Annotated in this window: 20 protein-coding genes; 14 read left to right on the forward strand and 6 right to left on the reverse strand. The window is 52.7% G+C overall.

All coding sequences use genetic code 11. The annotated features are described in order from the left end of the window. Nucleotides 1–58: 58 nt before the first annotated feature. The 3 genes from C173_RS16805 (at nt 59) to C173_RS16815 (ending at nt 3186) form a co-directional block, all read left to right on the forward strand. Nucleotides 59–1195, forward strand: coding sequence for a zinc-dependent alcohol dehydrogenase (locus C173_RS16805; RefSeq protein ID WP_036726578.1), 1137 nt, complete (start codon nt 59–61; stop codon nt 1193–1195). 166 nt (nt 1196–1361) lie between these two features. After that, nucleotides 1362–2276: a DMT family transporter gene (locus C173_RS16810; RefSeq protein ID WP_036726580.1), complete on the forward strand. Its 915-nt coding sequence runs from the start codon at nt 1362–1364 to the stop codon at nt 2274–2276. 73 nt (nt 2277–2349) lie between these two features. Then, nucleotides 2350–3186, forward strand: a complete 837-nt coding sequence (locus tag C173_RS16815; RefSeq protein ID WP_036726582.1) for a class I SAM-dependent methyltransferase — start codon at nt 2350–2352, stop codon at nt 3184–3186. A 37-nt stretch (nt 3187–3223) separates the two neighbouring features. Here the strand turns inward: C173_RS16815 and C173_RS16820 are convergent, their stop codons facing one another. Further along, entirely contained in the window at nt 3224–4141 is a 918-nt protein-coding gene (locus C173_RS16820; protein ID WP_051478110.1) for a LysR family transcriptional regulator, read from the reverse strand. A 260-nt stretch (nt 4142–4401) separates the two neighbouring features. On the opposite strand from C173_RS16820, the gene C173_RS16825 reads away from it, so the two are divergent. The 6 genes from C173_RS16825 (at nt 4402) to C173_RS16850 (ending at nt 9621) form a co-directional block, all read left to right on the forward strand. Continuing rightward, complete coding sequence (locus tag C173_RS16825) at nt 4402–5355, forward strand: phosphate ABC transporter substrate-binding protein PstS family protein (RefSeq protein ID WP_036726583.1); 954 nt, start codon at nt 4402–4404, stop codon at nt 5353–5355. Between the two features lie 165 nt (nt 5356–5520). Then, entirely contained in the window at nt 5521–6354 is an 834-nt protein-coding gene (gene pstC / locus C173_RS16830) for a phosphate ABC transporter permease subunit PstC (RefSeq protein WP_442792645.1), read from the forward strand. Next, on the forward strand, nt 6351–7247 hold the full coding sequence (pstA, locus tag C173_RS16835; protein ID WP_036726586.1) for a phosphate ABC transporter permease PstA: 897 nt from the start codon (nt 6351–6353) through the stop codon (nt 7245–7247). The genes pstC and pstA overlap by 4 nt, the downstream gene beginning before the upstream one ends. A 96-nt stretch (nt 7248–7343) precedes the next feature. Beyond that, entirely contained in the window at nt 7344–8120 is a 777-nt protein-coding gene (gene pstB / locus C173_RS16840) for a phosphate ABC transporter ATP-binding protein PstB (protein WP_036695365.1), read from the forward strand. A gap of 195 nt (nt 8121–8315) precedes the next feature. Beyond that, nucleotides 8316–9044, forward strand: a complete 729-nt coding sequence (locus C173_RS16845; RefSeq protein ID WP_036726588.1) for an MBL fold metallo-hydrolase — start codon at nt 8316–8318, stop codon at nt 9042–9044. Beyond that, a complete protein-coding gene (locus C173_RS16850) occupies nt 9037–9621 on the forward strand; it encodes a TetR/AcrR family transcriptional regulator (RefSeq protein WP_036726590.1) in 585 nt (194 codons plus the stop codon). The genes C173_RS16845 and C173_RS16850 overlap by 8 nt, the downstream gene beginning before the upstream one ends. A 38-nt stretch (nt 9622–9659) precedes the next feature. Here C173_RS16850 and C173_RS16855 read toward each other — a convergent pair whose 3' ends face one another. Continuing rightward, complete coding sequence (locus tag C173_RS16855; RefSeq protein WP_036726593.1) at nt 9660–10319, reverse strand: helix-turn-helix transcriptional regulator; 660 nt, start codon at nt 10317–10319, stop codon at nt 9660–9662. Between the two features lie 168 nt (nt 10320–10487). Here C173_RS16855 and C173_RS16860 point away from each other — a divergent pair, with 168 nt between their 5' ends. From C173_RS16860 to C173_RS16875, 4 genes are all read left to right on the forward strand, one after another. Then, on the forward strand, nt 10488–11894 hold the full coding sequence (locus C173_RS16860; protein ID WP_036726595.1) for an MFS transporter: 1407 nt from the start codon (nt 10488–10490) through the stop codon (nt 11892–11894). Next, nucleotides 11851–12183, forward strand: coding sequence for a winged helix-turn-helix transcriptional regulator (locus tag C173_RS35665; RefSeq protein WP_081751207.1), 333 nt, complete (start codon nt 11851–11853; stop codon nt 12181–12183). The genes C173_RS16860 and C173_RS35665 overlap by 44 nt, the downstream gene beginning before the upstream one ends. A gap of 26 nt (nt 12184–12209) precedes the next feature. After that, entirely contained in the window at nt 12210–12569 is a 360-nt protein-coding gene (locus tag C173_RS16870; protein ID WP_200869556.1) for a HesB/IscA family protein, read from the forward strand. Between the two features lie 82 nt (nt 12570–12651). Then, nucleotides 12652–13344, forward strand: coding sequence for an AlkZ-related protein (locus tag C173_RS16875; protein WP_235191919.1), 693 nt, complete (start codon nt 12652–12654; stop codon nt 13342–13344). A gap of 159 nt (nt 13345–13503) precedes the next feature. Here C173_RS16875 and C173_RS34255 read toward each other — a convergent pair whose 3' ends face one another. The 3 genes from C173_RS34255 to C173_RS16885 form a co-directional block, all read right to left on the reverse strand. After that, on the reverse strand, nt 13504–13680 hold the full coding sequence (locus C173_RS34255) for a hypothetical protein (RefSeq protein WP_155991496.1): 177 nt from the start codon (nt 13678–13680) through the stop codon (nt 13504–13506). Nucleotides 13681–13920: 240 nt separating this feature from the next. Beyond that, on the reverse strand, nt 13921–15150 hold the full coding sequence (locus C173_RS16880) for an aminopeptidase (protein WP_036726600.1): 1230 nt from the start codon (nt 15148–15150) through the stop codon (nt 13921–13923). A gap of 51 nt (nt 15151–15201) precedes the next feature. Then, nucleotides 15202–16446 (reverse strand): aminopeptidase, encoded by a 1245-nt coding sequence (locus C173_RS16885; RefSeq protein ID WP_200869557.1) that lies wholly within the window; start codon nt 16444–16446, stop codon nt 15202–15204. A gap of 162 nt (nt 16447–16608) precedes the next feature. Here C173_RS16885 and C173_RS16890 point away from each other — a divergent pair, with 162 nt between their 5' ends. Next, nucleotides 16609–16890 (forward strand): hypothetical protein, encoded by a 282-nt coding sequence (locus C173_RS16890; protein WP_036726604.1) that lies wholly within the window; start codon nt 16609–16611, stop codon nt 16888–16890. 212 nt (nt 16891–17102) lie between these two features. Here C173_RS16890 and C173_RS16895 read toward each other — a convergent pair whose 3' ends face one another. Continuing rightward, on the reverse strand, nt 17103–18455 hold the full coding sequence (locus C173_RS16895; protein WP_036726605.1) for a TrkH family potassium uptake protein: 1353 nt from the start codon (nt 18453–18455) through the stop codon (nt 17103–17105). Nucleotides 18456–18516 lie beyond the last annotated feature (61 nt).

Genomic DNA, 18516 nt, shown 5'->3' on the forward strand with positions numbered 1-18516 from the left:
GGCTATAACATAAGATAGTGTAACAAGCAGCCCCATTTCAGAAGGAGTGACCTATACCATGAAGGCAGTGACTTATCAGGGAAAGAAGAAAGTTGAAGTGAAGGAGGTCGCCGATGCGCGGCTGGAGAAGAAGGATGACATCCTCGTCCGCATAACCACAACCGCTATTTGCGGATCTGACCTGCATATCTATAACGGAGAAATACCGGGAATGCATGATGACTACATTATCGGACATGAGCCGATGGGGATTGTGGAAGAGGTGGGCCCGGAGGTTACCAGGGTCAAGAAGGGCGACCGGGTCATTGTCCCGTTCAATGTAGCATGCGGGCAATGCTTCTTCTGCCAGCATGAGATGGAGAGCCAATGTGACCATGCGAATGAAGCGAAGGATACCGGCGGCTACCTGGGCTATTCGGATTCATACGGCGGATTCGCCGGAGGGCAGGCGGAGCTGCTGCGGGTGCCTTACGGCAACTTCGGGCCGTTTGTCGTCCCGGAGGACGCTGAGATGGAAGACGAGAAGCTGCTGTTCCTCTCGGATATCGTCCCGACCGCCTGGTGGGGCGTCGAGAATGCCGGTGTGAAGCCCGGTGATACCGTCATTGTGCTTGGCTGTGGCCCGGTAGGCCTGCTGACACAGAAGTTCGCCTGGATGAAAGGCGCATCCCGTGTCATCGCGGTGGACTATATCGATTACCGGCTCCAGCATGCGAAGCTGACGAATCAAGTGGAGACGGTGAATTTTGAGCAGACCAAGGATGTAGAGCTGAATCTCAAGGAGATTACACGCGGCGGAGCGGATGTGGTGATTGACTGCGTGGGATTGGATGCCAAGAAGACGGTTGTAGAGAAGGTGGAGACAGCCTTGATGCTGCAAGGCGGTTCGCTGGGGGCTTTCCGTATCGCCTCCGAGGTGGTCCGCAAGTTCGGCACCATTCAGTTAATCGGTGTCTATGGCCTAAATTACAATATGTTCCCGCTGGGCCATCTGTTCGAACGCAATATCACGCTGAAGATGGGCCAAGCTCCTGTGATCCATTATATGCCTGAGCTCTACAAGATGATTAAGGAGAACAAGTTCGATCCCACAGATATTATCACCCACCGGCTGCCGATCAGCCGCGCAGAACATGGCTACAAGGTATTTCAGGAGAAGGAAGAGGACTGTATCAAGGTAGTGCTTAAGCCGTAACAGGGGAGAGTAGCCTCTGTCAGCTGAGCTTCTATAAGGCATGGAACCCCTCAGAGGCGGTTCTGTGCCTTTGTTTTGCGTTGAATATGAAAAAATGCTGCTTTTTTCGCCGATTTACGTTAAATTAACATAATGAGTCTTACATCCTATGAAGGGGCGTTCTGTCATGCGTACCAATAAACCGCCCGTTCCCGTGCCTCTCCTGATGGTAATCGGAATTGTGGCCATCTCGTTTTCTTCTATCTTCATCAAATGGTCCTCCGCGCCCGTATCGGTCCAAGGGATGTACCGCCTGCTGTTCACCTCCCTGCTGATGCTGCCGTTCGCCCGTCCCTATAGCGGGGCACTCTTTCAGCTGCGGCGGAAGGACTGGCTACTGCTGGGCGTGTCCGGTGTCATGCTTGCCCTGCATTTTCTGCTGTGGATGGGTTCGCTGAATTATACCTCGGTGGCCAGCTCGACGATGATTATGGCGCTGGAGCCGTTATTCATTATGCTCGGTGCGTACATACTGTATAAAGAGCGTAACTCGATCTTTGCTATCCTGGGGATGGCGATTGCCATCTTCGGCGTTACTTTTATCGGCTGGGGAGACATTGGCTTGTCTGCTGAGAATCTGAAGGGCGACATGCTGTCGGTTGGCGGAACCGTAGCGGTAGCCGCACATATGCTGCTTGGACAAAAGCTGGTGGCGCGTATGCCGTCCTATCTGTACAGCCTGATTGTATTTATCGCTGCGGCCGCTGTATTTGCCGTCTACAATCTCGTGACCGGCACACCGTTCTTCGATTATCCGGCCCGGGAATGGGGCATCTTTGTCCTGCTGGCGGTGGTGCCCACCGTCTTCGGCCATATCCTGTTCAATTGGCTGCTGCAATATACATCGGCGACTACCGTCTCCATGAATATCCTGGGCGAGCCTGTCGGCGCGAGCATTCTAGCGTTCCTGTTGTTGGGTGAGCAGCTTAGCGGCCTTCAGTGGGCGGGTGGCGTGCTGGTCATGGCCGGGCTGGGCGTCTATCTGTATGCCGGACGCAGGAAAGCTAGGAAGCTCCGGCAGTCTCTGCCGAACGCTTCCTAGCTATACGCGGACAGACCCGTGAGGCAAACTTGATTACATTTTATAGAACATAGATAAAGGGGTAACGAAAGCAATGAATGAACCTAATCAGAATGAACCGGATGGCCTCAATAAGGAGGCGGCACCTACAAGCGAGGAGCTGTGGAATGAGGATACCTATGCGGCCTGGACCAGCCGGTTCGGAACCCCTGCAGAGGCTGCGGAGAAGCTGTCGAAGGACCCTGCGGGGAAGCTGTATCCGCTGAATACCTATCTCGGTGAAGTGAAGGGCCGGAGGATCATGAATCTGATGGGCTCCAACGGCATGAAGGCGGTGGCACTGGGGCTGCTGGGGGCTGAGGTGACTGTCGCGGATTTCTCGGAGGCCAATGCCCGTTATGCCGGTGAACTCGCGCAGGCGGCCGGAGTGCAGCTTGACTATATCGTGTCGGATGTCCTGGAGCTGCCGGAAGCGCATCTTAACGGCTCGTATGATACAGTTTTTGCCGAAATGGGGATTGTTCACTATTTTACGGATTTGGCTCCGTTCATGGCTACGGCCTACCGCTTGCTGGCACAGGGCGGGACGTTCGTTCTGCGGGATTTCCATCCGGTAACGACCAAGCTGATCTCCTCCAAGGGGTCGACGGCCAAGGTGCGCAAGCATAAGGTGAGCGGGGATTATTTTGATACGGCGCTTGAAGAGAAGCAGGTATCCTATTCCAAATACATGCCTTCTTCAGGAGGAGCGCCGGAGGCGGACAAGCCGAATGTCGTCTACTGGCGGCGCTGGACGCTGGGCGAGCTGGTTACTGCTGCCGCAGCCAGCGGACTGATTATAAGAGAGCTGGTGGAGGAGCCCAACCTGTCGTCAGATGTGTACGATAAGGGAATTCCCAAGACCTTCACCCTGGTTGCTGTCAAAAGATAATAAGGTTCACCACCACACGGTATCCCCGTTAGCGCAGTTACACAGGCGCTCCGGGGATACCGTTTATTTGTGCAGAACCCGCTGCCATCCCGGCAAAAGCCTGCTGGAGCGGGGAAAGCGTATAGTCCTTGCGCCAGGCCAGCACAAAAGATCCGTCAGCCGGAAGAATTCCGGGCAGCTTCGCATAGGCCAGTCGGCCCGCCGCTACTTCACCCTCAATCCCGGAGCGGGAGAACACGCCCACCATTCTGCCGGTGTAGAGCATCCCCTTGACGGCCTCCGGCGAGCCCAGTACCGCATGGTTCCAGACCCTTACGTTATTAAGCTGTGCCCACTGGTCGGAGATTCCGCGCAGGAAGGAGGCGGCTTCATGCTGCACCCAAGGCTCGCGGGCTACGGCTTGGGCGGTCAGCTCCTGCTCCCCGGCAAAGGGATGCTCCGGCGCAAAGACCAGCACGGTCTCCTCTTCCGCAATCACCTGCGTATGGAAGGTATCATCCTGGCCCTCTGCACTATGCAGCACGGCGAGCTGGATATCCCGGCTGCGCAGACGTTCCCGGATGGCGTCATCCGGCAGTACGGATAGATAGACATCGATCCCGTCATATTGCTGTGTGAATTGCGACAGCAGTTTGGGCACAAGATAACTGGCAGGGATATCGCTTGCGGTAAGCTCCAGATTCCCCGAGGCGAGCGAGGTGAACTGTTTGACCGTCCGCTCGGCCTCAGCACTCAGCGAGACAATGCGGACTGCATATTGATACAAGGCGCGTCCGGCATCCGTCAGCAGGACCCGGCCGCTCCGGTATTGGAAGAGGGAAGCGCCAAGCTCACTCTCCAGACTTTTCATATGGAAGGAGACGGTAGGCTGCTTAAGGTTCATCTCGGCGGCTACATCCGTTACTTTTTTATATTTTTCGATGAGAACTAAGATTTGCAGCTTTACAAGGTTCATGAAGATTCCTCCGGGGATGGGGCAGAAAGACCCCTATTGTTGTTTCGGTATAGATTTTATCTATTCAACTACTCAATTAATATTATAACTTTTATCCTCCGGTTTACAAACTCAGTACTTTTATCTAACGAACGGGCCCTAGAATAAGAAGAGTCAGAAGAGACGCTGATAGACACACAATAATGCTTCCCAAGTGAGTTTTGTACGAAGCAGATGGAACGCAGCAGACACTCACAAAACCTTTAGGAGGAAAAAAAACAATGCAATTCAAAAAATCGTGGATCATGGCTTTGACTCTTACCAGCGTACTGGCACTTTCAGCATGCGGCAACGGAAACAACGGGGGAAATAAGGCAACAACCAATAACGGAGGGAATACACCGGCTGCTACAAACACAGAATCCAGCAGCGGTGCGAAGCTGAGCGGTTCGGTCCTGGCGTCAGGCTCCACAGCACTTCAGCCGCTCGTAGAGCAGGTCGCTGAGAAATTCATGGATGCGAATGCAGGCGTGGACATTCAGGTTCAAGGCGGCGGCAGCGGAACAGGCTTGACTCAGGTCTCTGAGAAGCAAGTGGATATCGGGAACTCGGATGTATTCGCTGAAGAGAAGCTGAAGGATGCTGCGAAGGCGGCTGAGCTGGTGGATCATCAGGTGGCGGTTGTAGCGATTGCGGCAGTAAGCAACCCGGCAGCAGGCGTAGACAGCTTGACCAAGCAGCAGCTGGTGGACATTTTCACTGGTAAAATCACGAACTGGAAAGAGGTCGGCGGTGCAGACCAGGCCATCCAGATCATCAACCGTCCGGCAAGCTCAGGTACCCGTGCTACCTTCGAGAGCTTCGCTCTTGGCACCAAAACCGAGGATCTGAAGGGCTCGATCCAGGAGGATTCCTCTGGTACGGTTAAGAAAATGATCGGCGAAACACCGGGAGCTATCGGTTATCTGGCCCTGTCCTACCTGGATGATTCCGTGAAAACATTAAACTATGACGGCGTTGAGCCTTCGGTAGACAACGTAGTGGCCGGTAAATATCCGGTATGGGCTTACGAGCACATGTACACTAACGGTGAACCCAATGAGACTGTAAAAGCCTTCCTGGATTACTTCCTGACGGATGAAGTACAGACTGGCGATGTGGTAGAGCTTGGCTACATTCCGGCTTCCAAAATGCAGGTATCGCGTGATGTTGCAGGTACTGTAACACCTAAATAAGCTTCACCGGTTCGCAAGGTTAATTGATTTCAACTTTAATGTGATTAGAGGCGGATAAACTCTGCCTCTCTTTTCACTTTAGAAAGAGGGAGCATCTTGAGGGGACAACCAACAAACAAGCGGCTGGAAAAACATCATATAGAAAATTTAATCGGACGTATTTATATGTCCTTTTGTGTGCTGCTGCTCATTGTCATCATTATATCCATGGTCTATTTCGTAGCCTCCAAAGGCGTGGCCAACTTCGTGAGCGGTGAGGTCAAGGTCTCTGAATTCCTGTTCGGCACGAAGTGGTCGCCTGAAGCAGACACACCTTCCTACGGAGCCTTCCCGTTCATCTCGGGTTCCTTCCTGGTCACGCTGCTGGCTGCGCTTATCGCAAGTCCGCTCAGTATCTGCGCTGCGCTCTTCATGACGGAGATTGTGCCGGGCTGGGGTAAAAAGCTGCTGCAGCCGGTCATCGAGCTGCTGTCAGGCATTCCATCCGTTGTCTACGGCTTCGTAGGCTTAAGCGTCATTGTTCCATTTCTGCGGGATACGCTGCCCGGACAGGGCATCGGGGTGGCTGCAGGCGCGCTAGTGCTGTCGGTCATGATTCTGCCGACGATTACCAGCGTGGCTGCAGACGCGCTTGCATCATTGCCGCAAAACTTGAAAGAATCATCCTTTGCGCTCGGTGCCACACGCTGGCAGACGATCTCCCGGGTTATTCTCCCGACGACCTTCCCGGCGATTATGACGGGGGTAGTGCTTGGCATGGCCCGCGCCTTCGGCGAGGCTCTTGCTGTGCAGATGGTTATCGGTAACGCGCCGTTCGTGCCTCACTCCCTGTTCGAGTCCGCGTCCACCCTTACCAGTGTAATTACGCTGGGCATGGGGAATACGACGATGGGTTCACCGCAGAACAATGCGCTGTGGAGTATGGCGCTGGTGCTGATGCTGATGACCTTCGTATTCGTCCTGCTGGTGAGAATGCTCGAAAGGAGAAATAAAATTTGAAGCCGAGAACTGCGAATAAAATAGCCACTGTCGTTATCGTAACCTTTGCATTACTGATCGTAGCCATCCTGGTTAGCTTACTCGGATATATCCTGATCCGCGGTTTCAATCATATTAGCTGGGACTTCCTGACCTCCGCGCCGCAAAAGATCCGCGCAGGCGGAGGCGTCGGGCCGCAGCTGTTCAACTCATTGTTCCTGCTGGTGCTGACCTTGATCATCACCGTGCCGCTGGGGCTGGGTGCCGGAATCTTCATGGCAGAGTATGCCCGCCCCGGCAAGCTGACCAACTTCATCCGTCTGGTCGTGGAGGTATTGTCGTCCTTCCCGTCGATTATCGTGGGTCTGTTCGGTCTCTTGCTGATCGTCAACACCTTCAATCTCGGGTTCTCCCTGATCTCGGGTGCGCTCGCGTTAACCTTCTTCAACCTTCCGCTGATGGTGCGTATTACGGAGCAAGCCTTCCGCACGGTGCCCAAGCAGCAGAAGGAGGCAGGCTTCGCGCTCGGATTGTCCAAGTGGAAGATCGTTACCTCGGTCTTGCTGCCGGTAGCGTTGCCGACTATTATTACCGGCACGATTTTGTCGGCCGGCCGTGTGTTCGGTGAAGCAGCCGCGCTGATGTTCACGGCAGGGATGAGCAGCCCGCGCCTGGACTTCAGCAACTGGAATCCGCTTAGCCCATCCTCACCGCTCAATCCGTTCCGTCCGGCGGAGACGCTGGCGGTGCATATCTGGAAGGTCAACAGTGAGGGCCTGGCACCGGATGCACTTCAGATTGCAGCGGGCGCTTCAGCCGTCCTGGTGCTGACCGTATTAATCTTCAATCTGGCTGCCCGTTACTTCGGCAGATTCATCTACCGCAAGCTTACTGCATCCAAGAGAATGAGCTAGGCTTGTTACACACAGGGAGGGCACAGGCTTCCGAAGCGAGTTTTGCGCAGAAGAGTCAGAACGTGTAAGCTATCAGAACTTTAGGAGGAGTAAGGGATGGGAATAGCAGAGCCAGTCGTACGCGAATCATTTCAAACGGAGGATCTGAGTATTTATTATGGGACGTATGAGGCAGTGAAGGGGATTAGCCTTCCTTTTGCCCAGAATACGGTAACCGCATTGATCGGCCCGTCGGGCTGCGGGAAATCAACCTTTCTCCGTTCACTGAACCGGATGAATGACGATATCTCCGGCTCTACGACCAAGGGCAGCATCTGGATTGACGGTGTGGATATCAATGCTACAGGCACGGATGTAATCAAGCTGCGGCAAAAGATCGGCATGGTCTGGCAGAAGCCCAATCCGTTCTATAAATCGATCTACGACAATATCGCCTTCGGCCCGAAATATCATGGCATCAAGGGCAAGCAGGCGCTGGATGAAATCGTCGAGAGCAGCCTGCGCCGCGCCGCCCTGTGGGACGAGGTCAAGGACCGCTTGAAGGATTCCGCTCTGGCGTTGTCCGGCGGACAGCAGCAGCGTCTGTGTATCGCCCGGGCGCTGTCGGTCAACCCGCAGATCCTTCTGCTTGATGAGCCGGCTTCGGCCCTTGACCCGGTATCAACCGGTAAGGTAGAGGAGCTGATCAAGGAGCTGAAGGAGGAGCTGCGTATCGTGATCGTCACCCACAACATGCAGCAGGCCGCACGGATCTCGGATTACACCGCCTACTTCTATCTTGGCTCTCTGGTGGAATACGACAAAACCGAGAAGGTCTTCACGAACCCCGAGAACCAGATGACGCAGGAATACATTATGGGCCGGTTTGGCTGATCGGGAGACAGGTACAGACGGGCATAGACAAAATCGATACCACTGGTAACACGGATCTTTTAGGACACCATCCATTGCGGGTGGTGTTTTTGATTTTGCCCAGGTGGAGCGGGTATTTTTTAGTTAGCTATTGCAAAACTAATCATCTTAGTTTATATTTTAACTAATGAGATTAGTTTTTGGGAGGGTTTTACGATGAGAGTAACAAGAGAAGGCCATTTGCATCAGCTTACGTGGCTGCCGCGTATTTTTCCAGTGAATTGCTATTTGATCGAGGAAGAACAGGAGCTTACACTTATTGACACGGGAATGTCCTACAGTTTGAAAGGCATTCTAAGCCAGGCCGCCAAGTTAGGTAAGCCGCTGACCCGCATCATCCTGACTCATGGTCACATGGATCATGTCGGGGCGCTTGATGCCTTGAAGAAGGAGGTGCCGGAGGCTAAGGTCTATATCTCGGAGCGGGATGCTGCATTGTTGGCTGGTGACCGCTCGCTCAGAGCCGATGAGCTGCAGACTCCTATTAAGGGCAGTGTACCCGCCAAAATAGTGACCCGGCCCGACATTCTGCTGCATGACGGAGACAGCATCGGCTCGCTGACAGCGTTCAGCACTCCCGGACATACGCCGGGATCGATGTCTTTCCAGGACCGGCGCAGTGGAGCGCTGATCGTTGGTGATGCGTTCCAGACCTTCCGGGCAACGGCGGTGTCCGGCAAGAAGGTCGCCTGGTTTCCTTTTCCGGCTATGGCGACTTGGAGCCCCGAACAGGCCTTAGTCAGTGCCTACAGGCTGATTGATCTTGCCCCTTCTGTACTGGCGGTAGGACATGGTGATCTGCTTATAGCTCCGGTAGAGGCGATGAAGCGGGCGGCTGCGGAGGCCGAAGGGCAAGTAAAGGGAGGAGAGAGGGTACATGGCTAGAGCAGGTCTGGACACGCACACGCTGGTACTGGCTGCCGCAGAGCTGGCGGATGAATACGGGATGGAAGCAGTGACGCTGGCTGCACTTGCCGCGAAGCTGGGTGTCCGTTCTCCGTCACTCTATAATCACATCAACGGGCTTGCGGGGCTGCGTACACTGATGGCGGTATATGGTCTGGAGCAGCTGTATGAGGTCATATCGGAGGCAACGGAGGGGCTAAGCGGAGAGGCTGCAGTACATGCCATGAGTCAGGCATACATCGGATTCACCAGAGCGCACCCGGGGCTGTATCAGACGACGCTAAAAGCACCCGAACAAGGAGAGAGCGCTCTGGAAGCAACGGGAGGGAAGATCCTGTCGCTCATCATCCAGGTGATATCTGCATTCGGCTTGGATGAGGAAGGCAATCTGCATGCTGTTCGTGGACTGCGGAGTATACTGCACGGATTCTCCACCTTGGAGCACCAGGGCGGATTTGGAATGCCGCTGGACCTGAATGTCACTCTCACCCGGCTGATTAACACCTATATTGCGGGAATCCGCTGTATGGGATCGGACGCAGACAGCCTGAAATAACAACAAAGAGCAATCTCCAAGTGAGGTTGCTCTTGTTGTCACGACTTATGTTGCCTAACGGTGTAGATACAGTTTCTGCCTCCCTGTAAAATGTACTCCCCCCGTTCAATATGAACATCATCTCCTAGAACCGTTCTGAATAAATGCAACTCATTCTTGCATAACCCGGTACATACAGCCGCCGCTTCACAGATCGGGCAATGTTTCTCGATGAATAAGAGACTGCCATCCTCCTGCTCCTTAACCTCGGCCATATAACCTTCATTCGTTCGAATCTCGGCCAGCTTCTCCAATTTCTCTCTAACATCCGACGCCGCACCAAGATGCTCGAGATATTGTGCCTGCATGTTTTTATTTCGAACATCCAGCAGCTTGTCCAGCCCTTCATTGCCAAAAGCCTCTTTCATCGAATTAATGAGACTGATGGATAAATCCGAATATCCGGTTGGAAAAAAACGATTAGCCGCGGGAGTTAATATCCACAGCTTGGTGGGGCGGCCCATGGGACGTGCCTCTTCCACATTCGTAACCAATCCTTCTTCCTTCAGTGCATTCAAATGTTGGCGAATAGCCATTCCAGACAGCGAAAATTGAGAGGAGAGGGACATAACATCCATGCCCCCACGCTCCTTTAACAGATCAATGATCGCTCTGCGGGTACTGGTGGAGACATCCTTTTTGATTTGATTCCGGCTCATGGTGCACCTCCTGTTTGAAGCAACTGAATCTGCATCGCTCCCTACATTTTAAACAAATATGTTGACAAAGTCAAAGCCGGACTGTAGCTTAGACATTATAAACAAAAATGTTTACTAAGTATCCGGATACGATGTATACATACCAAACTTTCTTGGAGGTCACCATTCATGTCGTCTAATCATCAAAGTATTTTCAGTCCGCGTTACTTTGCACTATCCATAGGAATTATCCTGTCAGTGATGGCCGTTGGATTCGAAGGTCTGTCCGTAACCACCATCGCTCCTTCAATTGCCGGAGACTTGAACGGTCTTAGCTTGTTCGGGTGGATATTCAGTACGTATCTGCTTGCACAGATTATCGGAACGCTGGTCGTCGGTCGGATCATAGATAAAAGAGGCCCTGCTGCACCCTTCACTTATGCGCTGCTGTTGTTTATCGCAGGACTGGTCGCTGCTGCAACAGCAGGCGATATGTATATCATGATTGGATCACGAGCCCTGCAAGGTTTGGGTGCCGGAGCTATGATGACTTGTGTGTATACGGCCATTTCCTTAAGATACCCGGATGAATTACGTGCCAAAATACTTGGAGCCTTTGGTACAGCCTATGTTCTTCCGTCCATGCTCGGTCCATATGTAGCAGGCCTTATAGCAGATCAGTGGTCCTGGCGGTTTGTTTTCTGGGGGATCTTACCTGTGCTGGTCGTTTCAGCAGTGCTTAGTTTACCGGCTTTCAGGAAATTGAAAGTGCAGCAGACGGGAGGGGCTAGCGGCTCTTCATCTACTTGGATGGCGTTACTCTTAACGACGGGGACTGGTCTTTTCCTGATTGGTCTTAGTATGCTTCCGAGTATGATGGGATTTGTCTTCGCCCTGATTGGCCTCGTCGGTATGATATTACCGCTCCGTCGATTGCTGCCGAAGGGAACGCTTACGCTGCGAAGAGGGATGCCGGCGATTCTCGCAACACGCGGGTTGTTCTTCGCTGCCTATGCCAGCACACAGAATTTCCTGGTATTGGCTCTAATTGATGTGAAGGGAATTACACCTTCTCAGGCGGGTTTAATCGTAGCGAGTGCTGCACTAAGCTGGTGTATCATTGCGTATGTGCAAGGACGTTGGGATGCGGCAGATCAGGGCCGTGGACGTCATATGAGAATTATTCTGGGGGTATTTCTGCTTGCCATCGGGATTGCCATCGTCTTTTGGATACCGGTTGTTTCTGTTGCCGTTGCAGTTATGGGGCAGATCATCGCCGGGGTCGGCATTGGATTGGCGCATCCGGTTAGCGGTGTTGTAGCCTTTTCCCAAACAGGGGAAGGCGGCGCGGGCCAAACCTCGGCAAATCTGCAATTTGCGGATTCTTTTACACCCGGTGTAGTTATCGGGATTGGGGGTTCTATCCTTGTCGTGTGTCAGGCTGCTGGAATGTCATTGCAATCCGGCTTAATTGTAGCCATGGGCTTCCATCTCTTGTTGATCGTCATAAGTATCATTGCCAGCACCCGGATCTCACCGCAATCCATCAAGAATGCTGATCCTAAGAAAGAGGGTGTACCGGTCATTGTCCAATGAGGATAGGGAGAAACTTCTTATAGCCTATGACATCATCGGGTCCAAATGGACGATCCATATCTTATTCACTCTTTCTTACGGTCCGAAGAAGTTTAGCGAAATGACCCGGAGTATTCCTTCCATTACGCAAAGAATCCTTTCCCAGCGTTTAAAGGAGCTTCAACATCATAATCTGGTCAAGAGAACCAGTCCCCAGCGTCCTACACGAACCATGTATGAACTTACACCAAAAGGAGTAGCTCTCGCTACGTTCATACCTTGTCTAATGGACTGGGGGACCCAAAACTAAATTAAGCTTGTATAGGAGGAATGAAAATGAACATTGATGTCAGTGAGATCGCAGCAGAGAAAATCGCCGAAATCTTATTAACCGCTGATACAAGGCACTCTTTTCTTAGAGTAGGTGTTGAAGAAGGGGGATGCAGCGGATTGTCTTATACCCTTGTCTTGGATGAGCAGCAAACAGAGGAGGATGTGGTGTTCAATAAAGATAAATTTCGTCTATTAGTTCACACGAAGAGTATTCCATATATCGATGGTCTCGAAATTGACTATGAACAAAGCGGAATGATAGGCGGCTTCACCATGAATAACCCTAATGCCAAAGCCTCATGTGGATGCGGGGCCAGTTTTCGAATGGCTAACTATCGGGGGGAAGTTAAAAAATGTGATTAACCTGCAGGAAGTGAATTTTCCCGTTTATAGTGATAAGCTTAATTTGGTGTACAAGCCAGATTGATTTAGGAGGCTGAATGACGTGGGCGAAGCAGGTAAGCAAGAGAATGTAACCACCTTTGAAGAGATGGCTGAGGTAGTCGCCCGACTGGGGATTGTGCCGCTGGCACCCCTGATCCCGGAGCATCCGTCTGTGAACGGGCTGACGCTGGCGGAGAATTGGCATACGGATACAGAGCTGGACCCCTGGCGCTGGCGGGTCAGATTTCCTGGAGAAGGCTTAGCCGGCTACGGAAAATTCATCAAGAAAAAAGCCGTGCTCGTATCCCGCGAGTGGCTTCCGGCTTACTTGGCAGCGTCCGGGCCTCGGAAGTCTCTGGAAGAGCGGTATCAGAGCGGCCTGGCCACGAGAGAAGCACTGACTCTGCTGGAGATTATCCGGGCGAATGAGGGAATAGAGACACGCCAGCTGCGCTCTATGGCGGATATGAAGGCCAAGGAGAAGAAAACGGCTTTTGACAATGCAGTAACGGAGCTGCAAGGGTCTCTGGATATCGTAATCTCCGGCGTGAAGCAACGGGTGAATGCGGACGGAGAGCCGAATGGCTGGAACAGCACCTCTTTTGAAACCTCGGGGCACTGGATGCATGAAGCGGGCATTCTGCCCTTTGAGGGATCGAGAGAAGAGGCGATAGCCTGGTTGCGTTCACGTATGGAAGCGGCGTGGGCACCGGAGGCGGTTGCCTGGATCAACAAGGCGCTGGGCTGGAAGTAGACAAAGAACGGTAGTCCTTCATATGAAGAGGGCTGCCGTTTTTGGCGTTTTGACATGGGATACAAATAAAAACGGCTAATCTCATTCCCGCAGGAGACTGGCCGTAAGCGCTTACGAATATGTGATTGTACTGCGTATCTTGTGTATATTGAAGCAGCCTTACAGCATGGGGCCAAGGTAGGCAACCAGGAAGTACAGGAATCCGAACAGCAGCATGATGTAGGCGGTGTACTTGATGGCGTCGGAGGCAACGATACTTAAGTCTTTGGGAGCCTGGACTTCCAGACGTTCTGTTTCCATAGAATCCGTGTTGTCATGAGTGAAAGTTTCTTTCATCTGAATTCCCTCCTTAGATTATTCATGGACTAAAACATTCCTCTTTTGGAACTGTAAACACTATCTATAATTGTATTGTGACATATTTGTGAACTAATTTCAACAATATTGTGAAAATTCTTTGACTGAATGTTCACATTTGGGCTGTTTGGGTTGCTTTGACCTCAGTTCAACACAAAGACCCCGCCATATTCCTCAAGAGGAGATAGCGGGGTCTCATTCATAGTACAAAGATTAAGCTTAGGCCCAATCTCCATTACGGAAGATCGGGTCGGTGGAGCCGTCATCGGCAATTCCGTCGATATTCATCTCCGGGGAGCCCATCATGAAGTCTACATGAGTGAGACTTTGGTTCATGCCCTTGTCTACAAGCTGTTCCTTGCTCATATTAATGCCGTCCTGCAGGGTGAAGGCGTAGGAAGCGCCAAGTGCCAGATGGCAGGAAGCATTCTCGTCATACAGGGTAGTGTAGTAGAGAATGCCGCTCTCCGAGATCGGGGAGTGGAAAGGCACAAGCGCCACTTCGCCGAAGTAGGCGGCACCTTCATCCATGGCCAGCAGGGAAGCGAGGGCTTCCTGGCCCACTTCAGCGGTAAAGTCTGTAACTTTACCATTCTCCAGGGTCAGACTGAAGCGATCGATGATGTTGCCCCCATAGCTGAGCGGCTTCGTGCTGCGGACCGTGCCGTTCGCACCCGTCTTCAGCGGAGCGGTGAATACTTCCTCGGTCGGAATGTTCGCCAGGAAGGACATGCCGCGGCTGTTCACCGCACCCGCCTGACACCAGATATGTCCTTCAGGCAATTCGATCGTCAGATCGGTGCCCGGAGCCGTGTAGTGCAGCTTGCGGTATTTCTTCGCGTTCAGCAGCTCACAGCGCTGCTTCAAGCCGGCCAGATGGACACTCCAGGCCTGCACCGGATTCTCCTGGTCTGCGCGCACGGCCTTGAAGATGGCGTCCCAGAGCAATTCAATCTGCTGCTCAGGTGCAGCGTCCGGGAACACCTTCGCGGCCCAAGAAGCAGATGGGAAGGCGAGGCCGGTCCAGCTGACCTGGTTAGCCATCAGCATCTCGCGGTAAGGAGCCATAGCTTGACCGGCGGTCTTCTGATGGTCCGCAATGCGGCTTGCATCTACTCCGTTCAGCAAGTCCGGATTCGCGGAGATGATTGTCAGGAATGCCGCTCCGCCCCTTGCCAGATCCTCCAGCTCATCGGCCTGCCACTTCGGCGGTTCCAGGAAGCTCTCGGACGGTGCGAGATCATATCGGGTGCGGGTGACGAATTCATCGGAATAGTTAACCTTGACGAGCTTCGCACCTGCTTCATAGGCCTGGCGTACAATCAGGCGGACCAGCTCAGCCGATACGATATCCGCATTCACGACAAGGGTCTGGCCGGGTTGAATATTAACGCCGATCTTTACAGCGAGCAGTGCGTAATTCTCCAGCTTTTGGTTGAAATCCAGCAATAGCTTCAGCTCCATTCATTATCTAATGAAATGCAATAGCTTATAAAGGGGTTAGAAGGCCCAGTTGCCCTTCTGGAAGACCGGCTCGCGCGTACCGTCAGCGGTAATTCCGTAGATATCCATCTCGGCCGAGCCGATCATGAAGTCAACGTGAGTCACACTGTTATTGAGGCCGCGGTCGGTCAGTTCATCCTGGTTCATTTCTTTGCCGCCTTCCAGACAGAAGGCATAGGCAGTGCCAATAGCCAGATGGTTGGAGGCATTCTCGTCGAACAAGGTATTGAAGTAGAGAATCCCTGATTCCGAGATCGGCGACTGATGCGGCACAAGTGCAACTTCCCCGAGATACTTGGCGCCTTCATCCAGGCTGATCAGATATTCGAGGGCTTCCTGGCCCTGCTCAGCGCTCACACTGGTAATCCGGCCCTGTTCAAAAGTGATCGAGAAGCCGTCAATTACATTTCCGCCGTAGCTGAGCGGCTTCGTGCTGCGGACCGTACCGTTCACGCCTGTTTTCAGCGGAGCTGTGAACACTTCTTCCGTTGGCATGTTGGCGACAAAAGAATGACCTTTGGCATTGATGCTGTCCCCTTGCGCCCATAAATGGCCTTCAGGCAGCTCAATGCTAAGGTCAGTTCCGGGTGCTATGTAGTGCAGACTCGCGTACTTCTTCGCGTTAAGAACATTGGCCTTCGACTCCAGCGTGTCCAGATGCTCCTGCCAGGCGGCAACAGGGTCCTCACGGTCCAGACGGACGGTATGGAAGATGGCCTCCCACAGCTTGTCTACGCGCTGGTCAGCAGGGACCTCAGGGAACACCTTGTCTGCCCAAGGCTGGGACGGGATCGCTACAATGCTCCAGCTGACTTTGTCGGACATCTGCAATTCACGGTATTTCGTAAGCGCTGCGCCCCGTGTCTTCTGGAAGCTCGCAATCCGCTCAGGATCAATGCCTTTGAGGGCATCCGGGTTCTCGGCAATGACCGACAGGAAGGCGGCACCGTTCTCTGCAAGCTCAGTCATTTCACCGGCAAACCAGGTTGGGGCCTTGGTGAATACTTCGGGTGCGGCATGCTCGAACTGCTGGCGGGTAATGAACTCGTCACTCCAGTTCACCTTCACCTGGCTGGCGCCAATGGCATAAGCCTTGGCCGTAATCAGGCGGACGAACTCAGCCGCAGTGATCGGAGCGTTCACAACCAGGATTTGTCCCGGCTGAACATTCACACCGATTTGTACTGCTAAATCAGCGTATTTACTTAGCTTGTCCTGAAGCTCTGTTTCAGTCATTGACATTTCCTCCATTACCATAATTTTTAGCTCTGTATAAGCATTGTACTAAATTATTAACCGCCGGATGAAAAAAGTCAATTACAGCGCAAAAGGAAAGAGAAATGCTGACATATCAATGTTATACTGAATATTGTGGGCATGATCAGATGAAAGGAAGGAAAGAGGATGAACCTGGAAATCACCAAAGCAGAAATGAAACGCGTAGAGGATAGAAGTTTTGTGGGGAGAACGGTATTTACATTAGAGAATCACCGTTCCCCTTATGAGATTACATTCTTCAGCTCTCGTGGAACCGAATGGGATTACAGTCTGAGCTTCGCCGGTGAACCGGGGAGTGAGGAGCAGTTCCTGGAAGTGGATGCGCTGCTGGAGAATGACGATGATCTGTACAATCAGCTGTTGGATGCAGCACTGGATACCCAGGAGATCCCGGAAGAGGAAGCTTAAGCTTATTCCGGATATAACAATGCGACCCCGTCCCGTCTGATTGCCTTGGACGAGCAGGGTCGCATTTTTAATTGTAGAGGAGATTATGATTTTCTTCTGTTACGTATAAGTGGCGTGCAGGCGTGTGGCTCGAATGTATGCGGAAAACAGCATACATTTGCTGGCGCGCAGGTAATCTCATTCACCCGTTTGTTCTTAATAGTCGCCGGCCCTTAACCGATGGTGATATTGCCTTCCGGGTAACGGTATAACTCCTTGCTGTTCTTAGGCTTGAGGGCATAGGCCAGGGTAAGCGGTCCGGTCCGGCCGACGAACATAAGAATGATCACCAGCACCTTGCCGATCGTGGTCAGCTCTGTGGTAAGTCCCATGGTGATGCCTGAGGTACCGAAGGCGGACACCGCCTCGAACAATACACTCAGGAAATCGGCGCTCTCCGTTACGGACAGCAGCATGGTGGAGATAACCACCAGCATTAGTGATAGTAATGTCATGGTTATGGCTCTGTAGACATTCTCCTTCGAGATCCGGTGGCGGAACATGACGATATCCTCTTTGCCCCGCAGCTTGGCGTAGGCGGTACTGGCCAGAATGGCAAAGGTGGTAATCTTGATTCCGCCGCCCGTAGAGCCGGGAGCCGCCCCGATGAACATCAGCAGAATCATCAGGAATTGGGTAGATTCCCGCAGCAGCGGAATCTCAATGGTGGTCACCCCGCCGGAGCGGGGCGTAATAGCTTGCAGGAAGGAGGCCATAATCTTGCCTCCGGCATGCAGCGGCTTCAGTGTAGCGTTCAGCTCCAGCCAGAAGAAGACAATGGCTCCGACCAGAATCAGTACGGCTGAAGTCGCCAGCACGACCTTCGAGTGCAGCATCAGCCGCTTGCGCTTGGGATAGTCGATCACATCGGATAAGACGATGAAGCCAATTCCGCCAAGGAAGATCAGCAGCATGGAGGTAATATTCACAACAGGATCTTCTACATACCGGGTTAAGCCGCTGAACGGCTCGTGAATATCGCCGAACAAATCGAAGCCCGCGTTGTTGAAGATGGAGATGCTATGGAATAGTCCATAATAAGCTGCTTTGCCTATCGGCATATCTACTACAAATCGGGCAGCCAGCAGAATGGCACCGGTCAATTGAATCACCAGAGAATAGATCAGAACCCGGCGGATCAGCTTCACGATCCCCTGCATGGAATTCTGGTTCATGGATTCCTGCAGCAAGAGGCGTTCCTTCAATGAGATTCGTTTGTTCAGGACCAGCGTAATCAGCGTAGCCATCGTTACGAAGCCGAGACCGCCGAACTGGAACAGCACCAGCAGTACGATCTGTCCGAACGTCGAGAGCTGTGTTCCCGTATCGACAACGGCAAGACCGGTTACGCAGGTCGCCGAGGTTGCCATGAACAGCGCATCAATGAATGAGATTCTTCCGCCGGTGGAAGCAGCGGGCAGCGATAACAGCAGGGTTCCGGCAGCGATCAGGATCACGAAGCCGAGGGACAGTATTTTGGGCGGCGTTAGCTTCAAATGCCCAAAGAAAAGGTTAGCCAAGTTCATTCTCCTGACAATAGGGATAGGATCTGACAAGATTATAGCATAACTTATATTCTCATCCCTA

Source organism: Paenibacillus sp. FSL R7-277 (assembly GCF_000517965.1).
Taxonomy (GTDB): Bacteria; Bacillota; Bacilli; order Paenibacillales; family Paenibacillaceae; genus Paenibacillus_AQ; species Paenibacillus_AQ silagei.

Excerpts from the sequence above, each read along its gene's own strand:
- C173_RS16820 (WP_051478110.1), bottom strand. The coding sequence starts at position 4,141 with ATGAACCTTGTAAAGCTGCAAATCTTAGTTCTCATCGAAAAATATAAA.
- C173_RS34255 (WP_155991496.1), bottom strand. The coding sequence starts at position 13,680 with ATGAAAGAAACTTTCACTCATGACAACACGGATTCTATGGAAACAGAA.
- C173_RS16855 (WP_036726593.1), bottom strand. The coding sequence starts at position 10,319 with ATGAGCCGGAATCAAATCAAAAAGGATGTCTCCACCAGTACCCGCAGA.
- pstB (WP_036695365.1), top strand. The coding sequence starts at position 7,344 with ATGGGAATAGCAGAGCCAGTCGTACGCGAATCATTTCAAACGGAGGAT.
- C173_RS16825 (WP_036726583.1), top strand. The coding sequence starts at position 4,402 with ATGCAATTCAAAAAATCGTGGATCATGGCTTTGACTCTTACCAGCGTA.
- C173_RS16885 (WP_200869557.1), bottom strand. The coding sequence starts at position 16,446 with ATGTCAATGACTGAAACAGAGCTTCAGGACAAGCTAAGTAAATACGCT.
- C173_RS16845 (WP_036726588.1), top strand. The coding sequence starts at position 8,316 with ATGAGAGTAACAAGAGAAGGCCATTTGCATCAGCTTACGTGGCTGCCG.
- C173_RS16815 (WP_036726582.1), top strand. The coding sequence starts at position 2,350 with ATGAATGAACCTAATCAGAATGAACCGGATGGCCTCAATAAGGAGGCG.
- pstC (WP_442792645.1), top strand. The coding sequence starts at position 5,521 with ATGTCCTTTTGTGTGCTGCTGCTCATTGTCATCATTATATCCATGGTC.
- C173_RS16860 (WP_036726595.1), top strand. The coding sequence starts at position 10,488 with ATGTCGTCTAATCATCAAAGTATTTTCAGTCCGCGTTACTTTGCACTA.
- C173_RS16870 (WP_200869556.1), top strand. The coding sequence starts at position 12,210 with ATGAACATTGATGTCAGTGAGATCGCAGCAGAGAAAATCGCCGAAATC.
- C173_RS35665 (WP_081751207.1), top strand. The coding sequence starts at position 11,851 with ATGCTGATCCTAAGAAAGAGGGTGTACCGGTCATTGTCCAATGAGGAT.
- C173_RS16805 (WP_036726578.1), top strand. The coding sequence starts at position 59 with ATGAAGGCAGTGACTTATCAGGGAAAGAAGAAAGTTGAAGTGAAGGAG.
- C173_RS16850 (WP_036726590.1), top strand. The coding sequence starts at position 9,037 with ATGGCTAGAGCAGGTCTGGACACGCACACGCTGGTACTGGCTGCCGCA.
- C173_RS16890 (WP_036726604.1), top strand. The coding sequence starts at position 16,609 with ATGAACCTGGAAATCACCAAAGCAGAAATGAAACGCGTAGAGGATAGA.
- C173_RS16810 (WP_036726580.1), top strand. The coding sequence starts at position 1,362 with ATGCGTACCAATAAACCGCCCGTTCCCGTGCCTCTCCTGATGGTAATC.
- C173_RS16895 (WP_036726605.1), bottom strand. The coding sequence starts at position 18,455 with ATGAACTTGGCTAACCTTTTCTTTGGGCATTTGAAGCTAACGCCGCCC.